The sequence below is a fragment of the Streptomyces sp. NPDC059534 genome (genome assembly GCF_042743475.1).
GTDB lineage: Bacteria > Actinomycetota > Actinomycetes > Streptomycetales > Streptomycetaceae > Streptomyces.
In genome coordinates, this window is record NZ_JBHWAQ010000001.1 from 125,992 (window position 1) to 144,003 (window position 18,012).

Genomic DNA, 18,012 nt, shown 5'->3' on the forward strand with positions numbered 1-18,012 from the left:
CGGTGCTATCGCGCGGCACGGCCGGCGGAGCGGGCCCAGAGGATCAGCGGGACCTGGAGGGGAAGGCGGGCGTAGGCGACGGCCTTGGCCGGCGTCGGGCGGTTCCGCCAGTCGTGGGCCATCTTCACGTTGGCGGGGAACACGGCCGCGAAGAAGAGGGCGGCGGCCCGGGCGCTGCCGCGCCGGGTCGCCGGGACGGCGAGCCCCGCGGCGAGCGCGAGTTCCACCGCGCCGCTGACCGCGGTCCAGGTGCGGGGGCTGCCCGGCAGCGATGCGGGGATGACCGCGTCGAACTGCTTCGGGGCGACGAAATGGGCGACGCCCGCCGACGCGAGCAGGCCGGCGAGCAGCAGGGCGGAACGATCGGATCGGGCCATGGCGGCGCTCCTTCGGGCGGGGCTGACGGGCGCGGGCCCCGGGGGGACGGCGGCGGTGTTACCGGGCGGTAAGTATGCCGTACGGATCCCGTTCGAGCGACGGACTCCCCGCCCGGGATCGCGCCCCCGGATCCCGGGCGGGAAATCCACCCGGGGCAGCCGTGCGTCGACACGCTCGCCGGGACCTTCCGCGTGGTCGACCGCGCCTCCGGCAAGGTCCGGGCGGCCGTGTCCGCGTGCCATTCGGAGGAGTACGGCGTGCCGAGGAGCGGGCGTCCGGGCAGAGTGGAGGTGAGTGGCGGTTCCGGCCGCCGAGGCGCCGAACTGAGTGTGGGGGTCCGATGACACCGGGCAGCGACGACCCCCTCGACGCGGAGCACTCGGCCGGGCTCGTGGTCGACGCCCGAGGGACCATTCTGCGGTGCACGCCGGCGGCGGAGAGCCTCCTGCGGTGTTCGGCGGCGGAACTGCACGGCCGGCGCCTCCGGGATCTCCTCGCGGTGCCCGCGCGCTGGCGGGAGGTCCTGGAACAGCGTGACGGGCCGGTCTGGGAAGGGCGGGCGGAGCTGGCCCCGGACGGCGGGGGCGAGGTGGAGTTCCGCGTGCTGCCGCTGGTCGACGGAGACGGAGACGGAGAGCGGGCCGGGGAGACGCGCGAGTTCCTGGTGCTCGGTGCCCCGCGCGTCATGGTCGCGCAGTGGCGCCAGGGCCACGCCTTCATGCGGGAGCTGTTCCTGCAGGACCGCATCGGTCTCGCCGTGCTGGACAACGAGCTGCGGCTGGTGCGGACGAACACCCATCTACTCCCCTACTCGGGTGTGCCGAGCGTTCTGAACGGGGCCCGGCTGGGCGATTTCCTCCGGGAGGCCGACGTCCGCGTGATCGAATCGCGGCTGCGGGACGTCCTGACGACCGGAGTCCCGCTGGTCGGGCTCGACGTGGAGGTCCACACGCAGGTCGATCCCGGCCCGGGGACGATCATGGCGCTCTCCGCGTTCCGCCTCCAGGGGGCGGAGGGGCTGGTGATGGGCGTGACGGCCCTGTTCGTCGACGTGACGGACCAGCGGCTCTCGCGCCGCCGTCTCGACCTGCTGCACCGGGCGACGACGGTCCTCAGCACGAACCTGTCCGCCGAGGAGATCACCCGGGACCTGACGGAGGTCCTCGTCCCGGCGCTGGCTGACGTGGCGGCCGTCGACGTGGCCGAGGCGGTCTTCACGTACGAGGAGCCCGCCCCCGAGCACCACCACGACCACACCCTGCGCCGGACGGCGGCGGCCGGCCCGGTCCCCGGCGGCCTCGCGACCGGCGAGGTGGTCGAGGTGGACACCGGCGGGGTGCTGTCGGGCCGGGTGTGGTCGCACCGCGTGGAGAAGAGTGTCGAGCCGGCCGACGCGCTGGGCCCCGCCCACGGCATGAGCGCGTGGCTGCGCGCACGGGGCTCGCTCCTCGGCCGCATCCGGGTCGGCCGCGGCGACGACCGTCCGCCCTTCACCCGCGAGGACCTCGCCCTGCTGGAGGAGATCGCCTCCCGTGCCGCCCTGGTCGTGGACAACGCCCGCCGGTACGCCCGCGAGCGGAACGCCGCGGTCGGCCTGCAACGCAGCCTGCTGCCCTCGTCGACGACCGCCACGCCCACGGTGCGCACGGCGAGCGTCTATCTCCCGACCGACACGGCCACGGGCGTCAGCGGCGACTGGTTCGACGTGATCCCCCTGTCCTCCGCGCGGGTCGCGCTCGTCGTCGGGGACGTCGTCGGGCACGGCCTCCAGGCGACCGCGACGATGGCGCGCCTGCGCACCGCCGTGCAGACGCTGGCGGACCTCGACCTCGAACCCGACGAACTGCTGACGCACCTCGACGACCTCGTGTCGCAGTTCGTGATCGATGCCGACGGCGCCCAGGCGATGCGGCCGCCCGGCACCGAGATCGCCTTCGGGTCGTTCGGAGCCACCTGCCTGTACATGACGTACGACCCGGTGACCCGGCGGTGCCTCGTCGCCAGCGCGGGACACCCGCCGCCCGTTCTGGTGGCTCCGGACGGCAGCACCGCGTACGTCGACGTCAGCCCCGGTCCGCCGCTCGGGGTCGGCGGCCTGCCGTTCGAGCCCGTCGAGGTGGAGGTGCCGGACGACAGCGTCCTCGCGCTCTACACGGACGGTCTGATCGAGCGCGGCCACGCCGATCTGGACGAGGGAATGGCCGCCTTCCGGGAGGCGCTCTCGGCGGCGCTCGTCCCCGGTCGGCTCCTGGAGGAGGTCGGTCCCGAGGTGGTCAGGGGGCTGGTGCCGGGCCCGCTGTCGGACGACGTGACGCTGCTGCTCGCGACGGTCCGTGGCGTGCCCGAGTCGGACAGCGCCACATGGAGCTTCCCCGCGGATCCGTCGGTGGTGTCCGCGGCACGCGCCCGCGTGCTGGACCAGCTGTCCCGCTGGGGCCTGGACGAACTGGCCTTCACCACCGAGCTGGTGGCCAGCGAGCTGGTCACCAACGCCATCCGCTACGCGGGCGGGCCGCTCGAACTCCGGCTGATCCGCGCGGCGTCGCTGATCTGCGAGGTCTCCGACGGCAGCGGCACCCAGCCCAGGATGCGCCGGGCGCACGCCACCGAGGAGGGTGGCCGCGGTCTCTTCCTGATCGCGCAGCTCACCGACCGGTGGGGAAGCCGCTACACGCGCACGGGAAAGACGATCTGGACGGAGCAGGCACTGCCGCCGCGCGGCTGACACCCCCCGCCGTGCGGCTGACATCCCCCGCCGTGCCGTTCACCGAGTACCGGGAGCGACCGGGGACGGCAGCGCCGGGCTCTCGGGGTGGGGACCCGGGAGCCCGGCGGTCGATGCCGGGTCAGGGAGCGGGCGTCAGGCGATCGTCCACTGCTGCCGCGGCGTGCCGGTGTCCGGCTGCTGGGTCACGAGGGAGCCGTTGCCGGACGAGGCCGTCGTGAGCAGCAGGCCGCTCTTGAGGGACGCGACCGTGTAGGTGCCGTTCGCCTGCCGGGTGAGGTTCCAGCGCTGGTTCTGGCCGCCGGTGCAGGCCCACTGGATCACCTTGGCGCCGGCCGCGGTGGAGCCGCCCTCGATGTCGGCGCAGAGCCCCGACTCCGCGTTGACGAGCGTGTAGGAGCCGTCGGTGCCCCGGGTGAGGTTCCAGTTCTGGTTGGCGCTGCCGGTCGGGGTCCAGGTGATCAGCTGGGTGCCTGCGGTGGTGCTGTGGTCGGGGTTGTCGAGTGCCTTGCCGCCGGTGACGAGGGTGTGGGTGCCGTCGGGGACACCGCCCGGCACCGCGCCGGTCGGGGTGAGCGTGAGGGTCTGTTCGGCGGCGCCGCGTGTGCCGCCCACGGCGTTGCCCGTGGTGTTGGTCCAGCTGCGGGTGGGGACGGTCTCGGCGAGTCGTCCCGATGCGGCGGACATGCCGATCACCAGACCGCTGTAACGGTTGACGAGGCGGTACGTGCCGGTCGCGGTGCCGTCGGCGGAGGAGGCGCCGGGGATGACGAACCACTGCTGTCCGACGCTCGGCCCGCCGGCGGGCATGGCGGTGACGGTGGGCCCGGTGCCCCAGGCGCGCTGGGCGGTGGAGGCGGAGTCGACGCCGAGCAGCCGGCCGGTGGCGGCGTTGGCGATGCGGTGCGAGCCGTCGCCGTTGGCGGTGAACACCCATGATTCCAGCGCGGATCCGCTGCCGGTGGCGACGGATGTGGTGGCGGAGCCGCCGGAGATCTGCGCGAGGACGCGCCCGCTGCCGCTGGCGATCCGGTAGGTCCTGGTGGTGTCGACGGGCGCGGCGGGGGCGGAGGAGTCGATCGCGAGGTTGACGTACTCGCTCGACGATCCGCCCGAGCAGCCGAAGGAGCAGTAGGAGCGGAAGTTCCTGCCGACGATGCCCGAGCCGGTCTTGTTCACACTGTCGAGGAACCAGCGGTACCAGGAGGCGTTCTTGTAGCTGCCGGTGTCACCGAGGCGGAACCACTTCTGCGTGGCCAGGTTGTCGGTGGCGTAGATCTCCTGGGAGGCGTTGCCGCTCTGGTCGACCGCCTGGGGCTGGCCGATGTACAGGCCGAGATGGGCGTTGTAGGTGATGTCCATGACGAAGAGCGGTGACGTGGGCGGCATCTTGCCGGCCGCGACCTGCTGGCTCACGGTGCCGGCGGTCGCGGGGGCGTACTCGCCGGAGACGGGGGTGTAGCCCGTCGTACCGGTCGCGCCGACCGGCACCATGTTGCTTTCGCGGCCGCCGGCCCCGGGCTCGGACCAGGCGCCGTCGTACCACTTCTGCCAGGAGCCGGGCGCGAGCTTCTGGGACATCGGTGCGCGGGCGACATGGGCGTGGAACGCCTTCCAGCCGCCGCCCTTCTCCACGATGCGCGAGCCGTAGAAGGCGTAGAAGTAGCCCGAGGCGGTGTCGGCGAACAGGCGCTGGTCGCCGTCGCCGTAGTGGTACGTCTGCTGGGGGAAGGCGGCGGTGTCGCCGCGCCTGGTGCTGTACGGCGAGGTGATGGCGTGGCCCTGGACGGTCCAGGTGCGGCCCTGGTCCTTGGAGACGGCGGTGTCGATCCCGTCGTAGTGGATGCCGTCGCCGAAGGGCTGCGGGGTGAACTCGTTGTGCACCAGGCCGTACCAGTCCCCGGTGTCCGGGTCGACCCAGACACCGGCGAGGTCGCAGTAGTTGCGGTGCGCGTAGGAGGCGGTGGAGGGCGCCTGGGTGGCCTCCACACCCGTCGGGCTGTTGTTGCAGCGCCAGGTGGTGTCGTTGTTGCGGTCGTTGGAGTTGGCCGGGTCGACCGCGTCGCTGATGGCGCCGGACCGGGTGGCGGTGTCGAAGTTCGTGCCGGTGAAGAAGGTCCACTTGCGCGGGTCGTTCGCGCCGTACAGCGCGTGCGCCTGCTGGAAGTAGAACGTGCCGTCCTTGTCGATGTACGTGCCGGCGGGCGTGTCGTCGGGGTGGGTCCACGAGCCCTTCGCGCCGACGTTGACGGTGTACGTGGGTGGGGCGGCCGCGCCGGCGGCCGCTGGTGTCGCCGTCAGCGCGCCGCCCGCCGTAGCGGCCAGGGCGGTGACGGCGAGAGCGCCGACCAGTCTTCTCCGGATGGCTGACACAGGTCTCCTCGCGGTGGGGGCGCGGCCGGGGCCCGGGCGGGTCGGCGGTCCGCTCGGCGCAGAACGTACGGCTCATTTGACCGGTAAAACAAGACGTGCGGCACGGAATCTTTCCCGCCGCACGGCGCCGGGGCGGGCACCGGAGGGCGCCCGGACCGCCGGACACCACCCTTGACCAGGGCACGGTGCGCGGCTACGGTGCCCTCGTCTTTGATCGGTAAAACAAGGGCTCGCCATGGTGACGATGCAGGATGTGGCGGAACGCGCCGGCGTCACGAAGCAGACCGTCTCCAACGTCATCAGCGGCCGGGTGACCGTGCGGCCGTCGACCGAGGCGCGGGTCCGTGCGGCGATCGACGAACTCGGTTACGTGCCGAACCTGGTGGCCCGCTCCCTCGCGACCGGGAACACCAGGACGGTGGGCCTCTTCGTCCCCACCCTCACCACCGCCTTCTACGCGGACGTGGTCGAGGCGGTCGAGGACGTCCTGGACGAGCACGGCTACCGCCTGCTGCTCTGCACCACGCGTCGCGACGGGGAGCGCGCCCGACGCCATCTGGCCGGGCTGACGAGCCGTTCGGTGGACGCGCTGCTGATCGCGGGCGACCAGGACCTCATCGACCATCTCCCGCTGCTGGCCCACGCGCGCTTCCCGGTCGTGCTGTGCGCGTGGGAGACGGACGCGCCCGAGCGCTTCCCCGTCGTCACCATCGACTACGACCACAGCGGCTACCTCGCCGGCCGTCACCTGCGCGCCCTCGGGCACGAGCGGGTGGCCGTCCTGGCCAGCCCCGCCCACTCCGTACGCGTCGAGGGGTTCCGGCGCGCCTTCGCCGACGACGGCGTGACCGTCTCGGACCGCGCCGTCCACCTGGCACCGGACCCCTCGTTCCGAGGCGGCATCGCCGCCGCGCACGCGGCACTCGCGGCGGCGCCCGGGACGACCGCGCTGTTCGCCACCCATGACGTCCTCGCCGCCGGCGCCCTCGTGGCGGCCCGCGAGGCCGGGCGCTCCGTCCCGCACAGCCTCTCCGTGGTCGGACTCGACGACAGCCCCGAAGGGCTCCTGTCCCACCCCGCCCTCACCAGCGTGGCACTGCCCAAGCGGGAGATGGCGCGCCAGGCCATCGAACTGCTCCTGGGCGGCAGCACCGCCGCCGGAGCCCCGCCGACCCCCCGCCGGCTCCTCCGCCCCGAACTCGTCGTCCGAGCCAGCACCGGCCCCGCCGCCTCTGACCTGGCTCTTTGACCGGGGCCTGCGCCGAACCGCCGATCAGCCTGACGTAAGCTGGCCTTCCATGGCAATAAGCACCGCGCTGTGGTCCTTCGCCCTCGTCGTAGGGCTCCTCACACTGACTCCCGGACTCGACACCGCTCTGATTCTGCGTACCTCGGCTCTCGGCCGACGCAGAAGAGCGTGGGGCGTCGTCCTCGGAATCCAGACCGGCACTCTGCTGTGGGGCGCACTCACCTCCCTCGGAGTGACCGCGCTCTTCACGGCCTCCCACCTCGCCTACACGACGTTGCGCTGGGTCGGCGCCGCCTACCTGCTCTGGATGGGCGCCCGCATGCTCCGCGACACCTTCCGGGGGCTGCCCTCCACCGCCACCGACGACTCCGCCCTCCTTCCCGGCGCGGACTCGTTCGCCGACGGCTGGCGGCAGGGAGCGCTCACCAACCTCCTCAACCCGAAGATGGGCGCCTTCTACGTCGCCGTCCTGCCCCAGTTCATCCCCGCCGGCACAAGCCACTTCACGATGGGGCTCCTGCTCGCCGCCGTGCACATCCTCATCGGCCTCATGTGGTCCGCCGTCCTCGTCGCCTTCGCCCGCGTACTCCACGCCCGGCTCCGCACACCGCGGGCCCGCCGTCTGCTCGACCGCCTCACCGGAACCGTCATCGCCGCCTTCGGGTTCCGGTTGGCCTTCGGGGACTGAGCGGGGGGTGCACGAGGTCAGCGGACGCCGTGGGGGCGGAACTGGACGCTGATGCGGGGGCCGACGGCGCGGGTGGTCTTGGGGATGGCGTGGTCCCAGGTGCGCTGGCAGGAGCCGCCCATGACCACGAGGTCGCCGTGGCCGAGCGGGAGGCGGAGCGCGGTGGGGCCGCCGGAGCGGGGGCGGAACGCGAGGTCGCGGGGGTCGCCGAGGGAGAGGATGGCGACCAGGGTGTCGTGGGTGGCGGAGCGGCCGGTGCGGTCGCCGTGCCAGGCGACGCTGTCCCGGCCGTCGCGGTAGAGGCAGAGGCCGGCGGTGACGAAGGGGGCGCCGGGCTCGGGGGCGTAGTGGGCGCTGAGGACCTCCCGGGCCTCGGCGAGGGCGGGGTGCGGGAGGGGGACGCGCTCGCCGTAGTGGGCGAGGAGCCGGGGTACGGCGACCACGGTGTCGTACATCGGGCGCTCTTCGGCCCTCCACGACACCCGGCCGGCCAGCTCCTCGAACAGCGCGTCGGCGCCGTGCAGCCAGCCGGGCAGGTGCTCGATCCAGGCGCCGCCGTCCAGCTCCGTCCGGCGCAGCCCGTCCAGTGGGCCGCACCGGGTGTCGTCACCCTGGTCGAACAGGGAGCCCTGGAGTCCGGGCAGGTCGGGTCGCGCTGCGGTCATGGGCCCAGCGTAGATCAAGAATCGAACATATGAGCGAATCGGTGAGGGCGGCAGAGTCCCGCCCCACGAGAGGGAGGCAGCGCCGGACGTTCCGGTGCGCGCCCCGAACGGCGTGGACCGGGACCGGTGGACCTGTGGTCCGGTGGTCGAGTGGTCCGGTCACACCCCTCGTAGGCGTCGACTCCGCGTGGCGGTGGGGAAGTTCAGAGGGTCGCCAGCAGGTCGTCCAGCGGCGGCGGTACCTGTCCGGCGCCGAGGGCCTCCACCAGGAGGGTGCCGTAGCGGATCTTGCGGCCCTTCTTGGTGCCGAGGAAGCGCCGCATCTGCTGGTGCCGGGCACGGCCGTGCTGGGCGGGCTGGTGAAGGAAGGTCTGCCAGGCGCGCAGGTCGCCTTCCTCCTCGACGATCGCTTCGACCGCCGGGGTTCCCAGGGCGCGGATGAGTTCGTCCTCCAGGTCCGCCGCGCAGACGAAGAAGTCCCGGTGCGGCGCCCCCGCACGCTTCAGACCGCGCTCGTAGTACGCCTGCTCGCGCTCGTCGCAGAGCCCGGTCAGGCGCAGGCCGAGTCCGGGCGGACCGAGCAGACCGGCGTAGCGGGCGACGTTCATCGCGCCGCCCATCGACACCACGCACACGCCCTCCGCGGCGAGGTCACGGCCACGCCGGGCGGCCAGCACCTCCACGGCCGCGAGGTCGCTGGGCCCTTCCAGGAGTACCGCCGCCCGCAGCCCCAGTGACACGGCCAGATCCCTCGCCGTGTCACCGGAGCCGCCGGCCGCCCAGCCGCTGATCTCGTCCTGGAACGCCCTCATGTCTGCCATGGGGGCGAGTCTGCACGGACACCGGCGGGCGCCGCACCGCATATTCGGTCCTGGCGGCCGTCCCACGGCGGTTCAGGGAGTGCGGAGCTTCGCCACGAGGCCGTGGCGGGGGGCGAGGAGCCAGACCAGGGCGAAGAGGGCGGTCAGGACGACGACGACCGAGCCGCCCGCCGCGAGGTCGTAGGCATAGCTGACGTACAGCCCGGCCAGGCTGCCCGCGCAGCCGAAGAGGGCGGCGAGCGCCGTCATCGCCCACAGCCGTTCCGTGAGGAGGCGGGCCGTGGCGGCGGGGGTGATCAGGAGGGCGAGGACGAGGATGTTGCCGACGGCCTCCAGGGACATCACGATGGTCGCCGTCACGACGACGTAGAGGGTGAGGTCGAGCGACAGCACCGGAAGGCCGGACGCTCGGGCGGTCTCCCGGTCGAGGCTGACGGCGACGAACTCCTTGCGCAACGCGAGGACGACCGCGACGAGCACGGCCCCCGTCACCGCCACCCGCAGGAGGTCCGCGTCGTCGACGGCGAGGACCTGGCCGAAGAGGAAGGACGACAGGTCCGTCGTCCAGCTGTCCCTCGTCGAGACGAGGACGATCCCGAGGCCGAACGCGAAGGCGAAGAACACGCCGATCACGGTGTCCTCCTTGAGCCGCCGGTTCTGCGAGACGAACGCGATCAGGACCGCCGTCGTCACACCGGCCGCGGCGCCCCCGATCAGCAGGTTGCCCTCGAAGGCGTACGCGAGCGCCACGCCGGGGAAGGCCGAGTGGGCGACGGCGTCGCCGATGAACGCCATCCCGCGCAGGACGACGTACACACCGACGACTCCGCAGACCAGGCCGACGGTGGCGGCGACCGTGAAGGCACGCCGCATGAACGGCAGTGTCCACGGATCGGCGAGGAAGGCCAGAAGGTCGGTCACGCCGCCGCCTCCGTGCCCTCGTCGGTGTCCGTGCCGGTGCGTGCGGGGTCGGCGGCGGGTACGAGGCCGCCGGTGCGTGCGGGGTCGTCGGTGCGCACGTGGTCGTCGGCGGGTGCGAGGCCGTCGGCGCGGGCACGGTCGAGGCCGAAGGCCCGCAGCATCTGCTCGGCGTCGGAGAGCAGTTCCGGCCCGCCCTCGGCGACGACCGTCCGGTTGAGCAGGACCACCCGGGTACAGGTACGGGCGGCGGCCGCGAGGTCGTGCGTGGTCATCAGCAACCCTCTGCCCTCGGCCGCCAGGCGGCCGAACAGCTCGTTGAGCAGATCCTGGGTGGGGACGTCCACACCGGTGAACGGCTCGTCCAGGAGCAGCAGTCGGGGCTCCGCGGCCAGCGCTCTCGCGACCAGGACCCGCTGTCGCTGACCGCCCGACAGCTCGCCGATGGGACGGCGGCGCAGGCCGGTGAGGCCGGTGCGTTCCAGTGCGGCGTCGGCGGCGGCGCGGTCGCGCGCCCCGGGCCGCCGCAGCCAGCCGATCGTACGGGTGCGGCCGGTCAGCACCGCGCCCGCCACGTCGATCGGGAAATCCCAGGCGAACTCGTGCCGTTGGGGTACGTAACCGATCGGCCCACCCCGCACGACACTGCCCGACGCGGGCGCCGCGAGGCCGAGGACGGCACGCAGCAGCGTGGTCTTGCCGGCGCCGTTCGGGCCGAGGAGCCCGACCATCTCCCCCGCGAAGACCGAGAGGGAGGTGTCCTGTACGGCGGTACGCCCGCCCAGCAGAACGGAGACGCCCTGGACATCGAGCAGCCGCTCGGGACCGGCGCTCACGAGGCACGCCTGCGGGCGAGGAGGACGACGGCCGCGCCGACCGCCGCGAGGGCGCCGGCCGCGCCCGCGAGCAGCGGGGTGCTGTCCGCGCCGGTGTGGGCCATCGTGCCGCCGTTGCCGTTGCCGTTGCCGCTACTGGAACCGCCCGTTGAACCGCTCGTGGTTCGGCCTGCGTCGGCGTTCGAGGCGCTGCCGGACGAACTCCCGTCGGCCGGGCCCCCGTCGGTACCTCCCCCGGTCGATCCGGCCGTCGAAGCCCCGGTCGTCGCGCTTCCGGTCGCACCACGGGAGGAGTCGCCCGTCGAACCCTCGGTGGATCCGCCCGTGCTCCCCTCCCCCGGCACCTGGTTCGGGTCGGCCGCGCCCACGGCGAAGACCAGCGTCTCCGTGTCGCTGCCGCGCGTGCCGTCGGCGAGGGTGGCGGACATGGTGAGGGTCAGCCGGTACACGCCCTCCTTGCCGAAGGCCCATCCACCGTGCGCGTGGGTGTTCTGCGGTATGCCGAACGCGTCCGGGACCCCGTCGCCGCTGTCGAAGCGGACGGTGGCGCCCGACAGTCCGTCGTAGTTGTACAGCGCGAAACGGCCGGGCCCCTCGGCCTTCGCGAGCCTGAACTCGACATCGCCGCGCACGGCACCGGCCGTCATCGCGTCGGTGGACCAGCCCGGCCACAGCAGGCCCGGCTGCTGCACCTGGTCGAGGAGCCAGACCGGGTCGCCCGCCCTGCCGAGGAACGCGAAGTCCTTGTTCGCGGGAACGGTCCTCCTCGCCCGCGGTCCGACGCGCAGGACGAGGGACGAGGGCTCGCGCCACACGCTCCTCCCCGGGACGGTGCCGTCCTTGACGTGGATGTGCAGTCCGCCGCCGACGACGCGGGCGGCGATGTCGATGTGGCCCTGGTCGAGTACCTTTCGCGAGGTCTCCACCGGCTCCTCGGCCGTGACCGCACGGCCGGCCGCCGCCGCCACGGCCGCCGGGGCCTCGACGGCGCGGCGCCCCTGCGCGGTGGCGCGGGTGGGTGCCACGGGCGCGGAGGGCGCCATCGGTCCTGGGGTGGCGACCGGACGGCCCTCGGGCGCGGGTGCCGGGGAGGTGAGAGCCTCGTCCCCGACCCGGACGGTGAGCCGTGTCTCCACCCGTCGGAGGTGTCCGCCGCTGTCGGTCTCCGCGGTGAACGTGAGGACGTGGACACCGGGAGCGTCGAACGCCCAGCGGGTCTCCCCGTGCGCGCCCACCGGCAGGTCCCACACGTCCGGCAGGCCGTCGGAACTGTCGAGCCGTGGGAGGGGGGCCTCCTGCCCGGCGGCGCGGTCGGCGGTCCCGGCAGCCCGGTCGGCGGTCCCGGCAGCGCGGTCGCTGGGCCCGGCAGGGGGCTCGGCGGTCCCGGCGCCGCCGCCGGCTGCTTCGTACACCTTCAGCGAACCCGGTCCCGTGACCCCGGCCAGGGACCAGCGCACGGCACCCGCCCGCCCCGGGGGTACCGGTGTGGTGTCCCACGAGGGCGTGAACTCCCAGATGTCCGTCCCCTCGGGCCCGGCGGTGCGGTGCGTGTCGTCGATGTCGAGGACACCGCCGGTCCCGAGGTTCAGCGTTCCGTCGGTCCAGGTCAACGGGGCCACGACCGGCGCGATGTGCCCCGGCGCTGTGTGTCCCGGCACTGTGTGTCCCGGTGCGTCGTCCGTGGGGGGAACGGTCAAGGCCGTGCCCCCCACGGCCAGTGCGCCCGCCGCCGCGAGGGCGATCCTGCTGGTGCGTACGAGCCTCATCGGGCTCCACTTCCCTTCCGGCCCAGGCAGCGGGCCAGTTCGTTCGCGTTGTGGCGCATCATCGAGACGTAGTCGCGGACCCGGTCGTCGAAGGAGTCGCCGTAGAGGGTGCAGATGTCGACGCCCTCGTCCTCGGCGACGCGGCGGAGGACGTCGGCGCGTGCCGCGAGGTTCGGCTCCAGGAAGACGGCCGGCACGTTCTTCGCCCGGATCGTGGCGCGGAGGTCGGCGATCTCGGCGGCGCTGGGCTCGCGGCTCGGGACGGGCACGACGAATCCCGCCACCTCCAACCCGTAGGCGTGGGCCAGGTAGCCGAACGCGTCGTGCGTCGTGATCAGCTTGCGGTCGCGTGCCGGGACGGCGGCGAGCGTGCCCGCCACCTCGTCGTCCAGCGCGGCCAGTTGCCGCAGATAGCGTGCGGCGTTGCGCTCGTACGTGGGCCGGCCCCGCGGGTCCACCTTGATCAGCTCGGCCTCGATGCGGCGTACGTACCCGGCGGCGTTCGCCACGTCCTCCCAGGTGTGCGGGTCGAGTTCGCCGTGCACGTGCTTGCCGACGACGGCCTGGGGCAGCACCCACACGTCGGTGCCGGGGCGGCCGAGGAAGCCGTACGCCGGTTCCCCGGGCACGGTCGCCTTCGCCCGGTCCGGCACGGACAGCGCGACGGACCCGGCCTCGTGACGGGTGCGCCGCCCGGTCGCGGGGTCGTCGGAACGGACGTACACCGTGCGGGTCTCGGCGTTCAGGGCGATGTCGGCGTGTCCGCCGTCCAGGACGGTCCTTCCGGCCGGAGCGGGCGTGTCGCCGACGACGAAGGTGAGGGTTCCGCCGCCGACGGCGGCGGTCTTCCCGTCGAGTGTCTCGGTACGCCCCTGGACCGTGAGCCGGTACGTGCCGGGTGCGCTGAAAGCCCAACTGACATGGGTGTGGGCCTCCGGCGGCAGGGTGAAGGAGTCCTTCGCGTCGAACCCGTCCGCCGAGTCGACGTGACTCAGCGGGGTGCCGAGGGTGTCCGTCAGATAGACGTGGAGGTCGCCGGGCCCTTCCAGCGCCGTCGCCGTCGTCCGGACCTGCGAGCCGTCACCGGCGACCGCCCCCTCGACGGCCCACCCGAGCCACAGCACGTCCAGGCCCAGGTCCTCCTTGAGCTCGATGACCGAGCCGCCGTACTGCTCCAGCTTCTCGCCGAGCGCCACCTTGGGAGTGCCCTCGGGCGCGTTGGTGTGGATCATCTTCATGATCCCCGGCTCTTCGAGCAGCAGCCCGTTGCCGAAGACCAGGTCCGACGCGGCGATCCTGCGGGCGTCGCCGGGACTCGGCTCGTACGAGTGGGGATCGCCGTGGTGCGGTACGACGGAGGTCACGTCGACCCGGTCCCCGCCGACGTTGCGCACGAGGTCCGCGATGATCGCGGTGGTGGTGGAGACCGTCAGCTCGGCGTCCGCGGCACCCCCGCCGGAACCCGTACGGGAACCGGAGCCGGCGCCGCACCCGGACACGAGGAGCACGGTCGTGAGCGCCGCCGCGGCGACGGGGCCGGCGCCCCTGAGGCGGCTCATCGGACGGCCCGCTTCCTGCGGACGGTCACGACGACGGCGCAGCCCGCCGCGAGCGCGCCGGCCGCGAGGCCGGCCGGCAGTGCGGCGCCTCCCGCACCCGTCGACGCGAGCCGCCCGCCGCCCGAGGACGTCGTGGTCGCGGACAAGCCGGAGGACCCGGTCGAGGTGTCGGCCGTCGCGGACGGATGGCTCGTCGTCGGCGGCTCGGCGGACGGGGTGGTCGGAGCGGTGGTGACAGCCGGGGCGGGTGGCGTCGTCCGCGTCGGATTCTGCGTCCGCGTCGGTGCCGGCGTCGGCGTCTGCGGGGCAGCCGTGGGGGGTGTGGGGGACGTGGGACGGGAGGTAGACGTGGCCGTGGTGGTCGGTGCCGGGGGCCCCGAAGGGGTGGATGTCGGGCCGGCGGTCACCGTCGGGTCGGGGCCGGGGACGCCGTCGCCCGGCTCGACCGTCGCCGGGTCCACGTCGTCGCCGACGACGACGGCCAGCGTCTCGCGGTCGGAGACCCGCGCGCCCGACGAAAGGGTGGCCGTCATCTCCATCGTGATGCGGTAGACGCCTTCGGCGTCGAAGATCCACAGCGGGTGCGCGTGGGTGAAGGAGGGAAGGTCGACCGTGCCCGGAGCGGCCTTCGCGCTGTCCACGGTGACGCCGATCCGCACGCCGAGGTCGGGGTCGTCCTCCCACTGTCCCAGCACGAACCGGCCGGGGCCCTCGATCTCCGGGAAGGCGACCCGTACGCCGTTCGGCGCGTCCGCGGGCAGGATCTCCAGGGTGTTCCAGCCGGGCCAGAGAAGCCCCTGCTTCACCTCGAAGTCCTTGTCGACCCAGAGGCTGCTGCCGGGCTCGCCGAACCCCTCGAACTGCGGGACCTCCTCACGCGGCGGGACGACGATCTCGTGGCGCGGGTCGAAGTGCAGGAGGACGTCCGAGGGCTCGCGGTAGACGGGTGCCCCGGGCACGGTGCCGTCCTTGACGCGGAACTCGAGCCGTCCGTCCGCGAGTCCGGCCGCCAGGTCGAGGTGGCCCCCGTTCAAAACGATCCGTTCTCCGGTGGGGGCCTCTCTCGGCGGAGTGTCGGCCGCCTGCGCGAGCGGGACGGCGGTGAGCAGCGACAGCGCGACCGCGAGGGTGGCGGTTCGTACGGGACGTGGTGCGACGGGGGCCCGCATGACGGGGCGCCTCCTTCGGGCAGGACGTGGGAGCGGGGGATCAGTAGGACCGGCACGACGAGCGGCGACGGCAGCGTCGAGGTCGGCCGCCACGTCGGGGCGACAGGCGCACCGGGGGCGACGGCCGCGTCGGGGGCGGTTCGAACGGCGGGTTGTGCCCGCCCCCGACGCGGGGCTGGTGGAGCGGGTCGGGTCAGCCGACCTGGAAGGTGTACGTCGCCGAGGACGGGCCGACCGCCGTGCCGCCGGCCAGCGTGCCGCTCACCTGGAAGGTGGCGGTGTACGAACCGGCCTTGGTGAAGACCCAGTTGGCGTGGTCGTGCTCACCGGCGGCGACCGCCCGCGTGTTGGCGAGTGCGGCGTCCCCGCTGTCGAAGGAGCGGTTGCTCTTCGGGCAGAGGCCGTTCTTGTAGACGGTGAGCTTGCCGGGGCCGGTGACGGAGGTGAGCTTGACCTGCACCTTGTCGTTCTGGAAGACGCCGGTGGCGAGGTGCTCCCCGGAGATGCCCGGCCAGAGGAGGCCGGTGTTCTCGACCTGCGGCAGCCGGTACACGGTGGCGCCCGCCGTACCCAGGTGGCTGTAGCAGGTGCCGGTCGGCACGGTGTAGGCGGAGGCCGGGAGCGCCCGCAGGACGACGTCGGCGGGGCCGTACTCGACGCCGGGGTTCACCGACTCGTCGTGGACGTGGAGTTCGAGGCCGGCGCCGTCGTACTCGACGTCGAGGACGTCGACATGCCCCGTGGAAAGCGTGGTCCCGGCGGCGTGCGCGGCGGTCATGCCGCCGACGGCGACGGCCGCGGCCATGGCGCCGGAGACGGTGAGAGCGCGGGTGATGGTGTGCGTGAAGGCACGCAAAAGAAGCCCCCCTTGGGCAGAGATTGAGTGTGCGCGAACAAGCAAGACGATAATCATTTTCAACAAGAGATGGCAAGGGGCCCCTGGAAGATCCGGGGCGAGGGATGCCTGAGGGGTGCACGAGGGGCACGTGGGGCCGGACGGGGTGGCGACCGGAACGAGGGGCGACACATCTCGTAAAAGTTCATCTACATGAACAGCAGTCACGTACATAACCATTGACGTGTCCGCGAAGAGACCTCTAGCTTCCGGGGAAAGCGCTTTCTCGTCCAGTCCCGGAACGCCGTCCATCCCCCTCCTGGAGACCCCAGATGCATCTGCGATCCGTCACCGCCTGCGTGGGCCTGCTGGCAGGCACGCTCGTCGCCCTGTCCGCGCACACGGTCAACGCCGCGTCGGCCCTGTACGAGGCCGAGTCGTCGCCGGCGGTCTGCACCGGCACCATCGACTCCGACTGGTCCGGCTACACCGGCAGCGGCTTCTGCAACGGCACCAACGCCATAGGCGCCCACGCGCAGTTCACGGTGAACGCCGCCGCGGCGGGAACGGCGACGCTGACGGTGCGCTTCGCCAACGGGACCACGGCCGCGCGGCCCGCCGGGCTCGTCGTCAACGGGACGACCGTGCAGACGCCGTCGTTCGAGACGACGGGCGCCTGGTCCACCTGGGCCGCCAAGACCCTGACCGTGACCCTGAACGCGGGCGCCAACACCATCCGGCTGACCCCCACCACCTCCGCCGGCCTGCCCAACCTCGACTCCCTGAACGTCACGACGGCCGACGCCCCGCCGCCCGCGGGCGGCGCGCTGTACGTCGCCCCGAACGGCACGGACGGCGCGGCCGGGACGCAGTCCGCCCCCACGACCCTCACCTCGGCGATCGGCCGGGTCGCCGCCGGCGGGACGATCTACCTCCGGGGCGGCACCTACCCGTACTCCACGACCGTCACCGTCCCGGCCGGCAACAACGGGACCGCGGGCGCCCTGAAGAAGCTCGCCGCCTACCCGGGCGAGACCCCGGTGCTGAACTTCTCCGCCATGACCGAGGACCCGGCGAACCGCGGCCTCGCGCTGAACGGTTCGTACTGGCACGTCAACGGAATCGTCGTCGAGCGCGCGGGCGACAACGGCATCTACGTCGGCGGCAGCAACAACGTCATCGAGCGCACGGTCACCCGTTTCAACCGCGACACCGGCCTCCAGCTCGGCCGCATCGCCTCCACCACGCCCCGTGACCAGTGGCCGCACGACAACCTGGTCCTGAGCGCGGAGTCGCACGACAACGCCGACTCGGACGGCGAGGACGCCGACGGATTCGCCGCGAAGCTCACCGTCGGCGGCGGGAACGTCTTCCGGTACGCCGTGTCCCACCACAACATCGACGACGGCTGGGACCTCTACACCAAGCCCGACACCGGGCCCATCGGGACCGTGACCATCGAGGACTCCCTCGCGTACGACAACGGCACCCTCAGCGACGGGTCCCAGGCCGGCGCCGGTGACCGCAACGGGTTCAAGCTCGGCGGCGAGGACATCGCGGTCGACCACGTGGTCCGGCGCACGATCGCCTTCCACAACGGCAAGCACGGGTTCACGTACAACAGCAACCCGGGAAGGATGACCGTCTCGGACAACATCAGCGTCGACAACGCCCAGCGGAACTTCTCCTTCGACGCGGGCACGTCGGTCTTCCGGAACAACACCTCCTGCCGCGGCACCGGCAGCGGGACGAACGACCGGACCATAGGTGACGTCGACGCCTCGAACCAGTTCTGGTCCGGCGCGAACGGCTCCCGCTGCTCCGCGTACTCCGGCGCCCTGACCTGGTCGTACGCTGCGGACGGCCGTCTGCTCGTCGCCTTCGGCGGCCGTACGGTCAGCTGGTGAACCGCCTCCGGTGAACTCGTCGGGCCCGGGGGGGTGTGGCGGGGGCGGGGGCGCGCGGGGGGGGGGGGGGGGGTGACCGCCCGGGCCCCCCGGGCCGGGGCGGGGGGGGCGGGCGGGGGGGGT

General features: G+C 73.1%; 14 protein-coding genes. 4 read left to right on the top strand and 10 right to left on the bottom strand.

Going from position 1 to position 18,012, the window contains the following annotated elements:
- Positions 1-5: 5 nt before the first annotated feature.
- Positions 6-377 (bottom strand): hypothetical protein, encoded by a 372-nt coding sequence (locus tag ACFVZH_RS00510; protein WP_384890845.1) that lies wholly within the window; start codon positions 375-377, stop codon positions 6-8.
- Between the two features lie 341 nt (positions 378-718).
- On the opposite strand from ACFVZH_RS00510, the gene ACFVZH_RS00515 reads away from it, so the two are divergent.
- A complete protein-coding gene (locus tag ACFVZH_RS00515; RefSeq protein ID WP_384890847.1) occupies positions 719-3,103 on the top strand; it encodes a SpoIIE family protein phosphatase in 2,385 nt (794 codons plus the stop codon).
- A 135-nt stretch (positions 3,104-3,238) separates the two neighbouring features.
- Here ACFVZH_RS00515 and ACFVZH_RS00520 read toward each other — a convergent pair whose 3' ends face one another.
- Positions 3,239-5,476, bottom strand: a complete 2,238-nt coding sequence (locus ACFVZH_RS00520) for an RICIN domain-containing protein (RefSeq protein ID WP_384890850.1) — start codon at positions 5,474-5,476, stop codon at positions 3,239-3,241.
- Positions 5,477-5,711: 235 nt separating this feature from the next.
- Between ACFVZH_RS00520 and ACFVZH_RS00525 the strand changes: the two genes are divergently transcribed.
- Both ACFVZH_RS00525 and ACFVZH_RS00530 read left to right on the top strand, forming a co-directional pair.
- Positions 5,712-6,725 carry a LacI family DNA-binding transcriptional regulator gene (locus ACFVZH_RS00525; protein WP_384890853.1) on the top strand — a complete coding sequence of 338 codons (1,014 nt, stop codon included), beginning with the start codon at positions 5,712-5,714 and terminating at the stop codon, positions 6,723-6,725.
- Between the two features lie 49 nt (positions 6,726-6,774).
- Positions 6,775-7,413, top strand: coding sequence for a LysE family translocator (locus ACFVZH_RS00530; RefSeq protein WP_384890855.1), 639 nt, complete (start codon positions 6,775-6,777; stop codon positions 7,411-7,413).
- Positions 7,414-7,430: 17 nt separating this feature from the next.
- On the opposite strand, the gene ACFVZH_RS00535 is transcribed toward ACFVZH_RS00530, so the two are convergent.
- The 8 genes from ACFVZH_RS00535 to ACFVZH_RS00570 all read right to left on the bottom strand — a co-directional run bounded on the left by ACFVZH_RS00535 (position 7,431) and on the right by ACFVZH_RS00570 (position 16,003).
- On the bottom strand, positions 7,431-8,078 hold the full coding sequence (locus ACFVZH_RS00535) for an alpha-ketoglutarate-dependent dioxygenase AlkB (protein ID WP_384890858.1): 648 nt from the start codon (positions 8,076-8,078) through the stop codon (positions 7,431-7,433).
- Positions 8,079-8,281: 203 nt separating this feature from the next.
- Complete coding sequence (locus tag ACFVZH_RS00540) at positions 8,282-8,899, bottom strand: TOPRIM nucleotidyl transferase/hydrolase domain-containing protein (protein ID WP_384890861.1); 618 nt, start codon at positions 8,897-8,899, stop codon at positions 8,282-8,284.
- A gap of 72 nt (positions 8,900-8,971) precedes the next feature.
- Positions 8,972-9,820 (bottom strand): anchored repeat-type ABC transporter permease subunit, encoded by an 849-nt coding sequence (locus tag ACFVZH_RS00545; RefSeq protein WP_384890864.1) that lies wholly within the window; start codon positions 9,818-9,820, stop codon positions 8,972-8,974.
- A complete protein-coding gene (locus tag ACFVZH_RS00550; RefSeq protein WP_384890866.1) occupies positions 9,817-10,653 on the bottom strand; it encodes an anchored repeat-type ABC transporter ATP-binding subunit in 837 nt (278 codons plus the stop codon). The genes ACFVZH_RS00545 and ACFVZH_RS00550 overlap by 4 nt, the downstream gene beginning before the upstream one ends.
- Positions 10,650-12,272 carry a choice-of-anchor M domain-containing protein gene (locus ACFVZH_RS00555; protein WP_384890869.1) on the bottom strand — a complete coding sequence of 541 codons (1,623 nt, stop codon included), beginning with the start codon at positions 12,270-12,272 and terminating at the stop codon, positions 10,650-10,652. The genes ACFVZH_RS00550 and ACFVZH_RS00555 overlap by 4 nt, the downstream gene beginning before the upstream one ends.
- 143 nt (positions 12,273-12,415) lie before the next feature.
- The gene (locus tag ACFVZH_RS00560) at positions 12,416-13,978 is read right to left on the bottom strand and encodes an anchored repeat ABC transporter, substrate-binding protein (RefSeq protein ID WP_384890872.1); all 1,563 of its coding nucleotides are present in this window, start codon (positions 13,976-13,978) and stop codon (positions 12,416-12,418) included.
- On the bottom strand, positions 13,975-15,147 hold the full coding sequence (locus ACFVZH_RS00565; protein ID WP_384890874.1) for a choice-of-anchor M domain-containing protein: 1,173 nt from the start codon (positions 15,145-15,147) through the stop codon (positions 13,975-13,977). The genes ACFVZH_RS00560 and ACFVZH_RS00565 overlap by 4 nt, the downstream gene beginning before the upstream one ends.
- Positions 15,148-15,340: 193 nt before the next feature.
- Positions 15,341-16,003 carry a choice-of-anchor M domain-containing protein gene (locus ACFVZH_RS00570; RefSeq protein ID WP_384890877.1) on the bottom strand — a complete coding sequence of 221 codons (663 nt, stop codon included), beginning with the start codon at positions 16,001-16,003 and terminating at the stop codon, positions 15,341-15,343.
- 311 nt (positions 16,004-16,314) lie between these two features.
- Here ACFVZH_RS00570 and ACFVZH_RS00575 point away from each other — a divergent pair, with 311 nt between their 5' ends.
- Positions 16,315-17,889, top strand: a complete 1,575-nt coding sequence (locus ACFVZH_RS00575) for a carbohydrate-binding protein (RefSeq protein ID WP_384890880.1) — start codon at positions 16,315-16,317, stop codon at positions 17,887-17,889.
- Positions 17,890-18,012 lie beyond the last annotated feature (123 nt).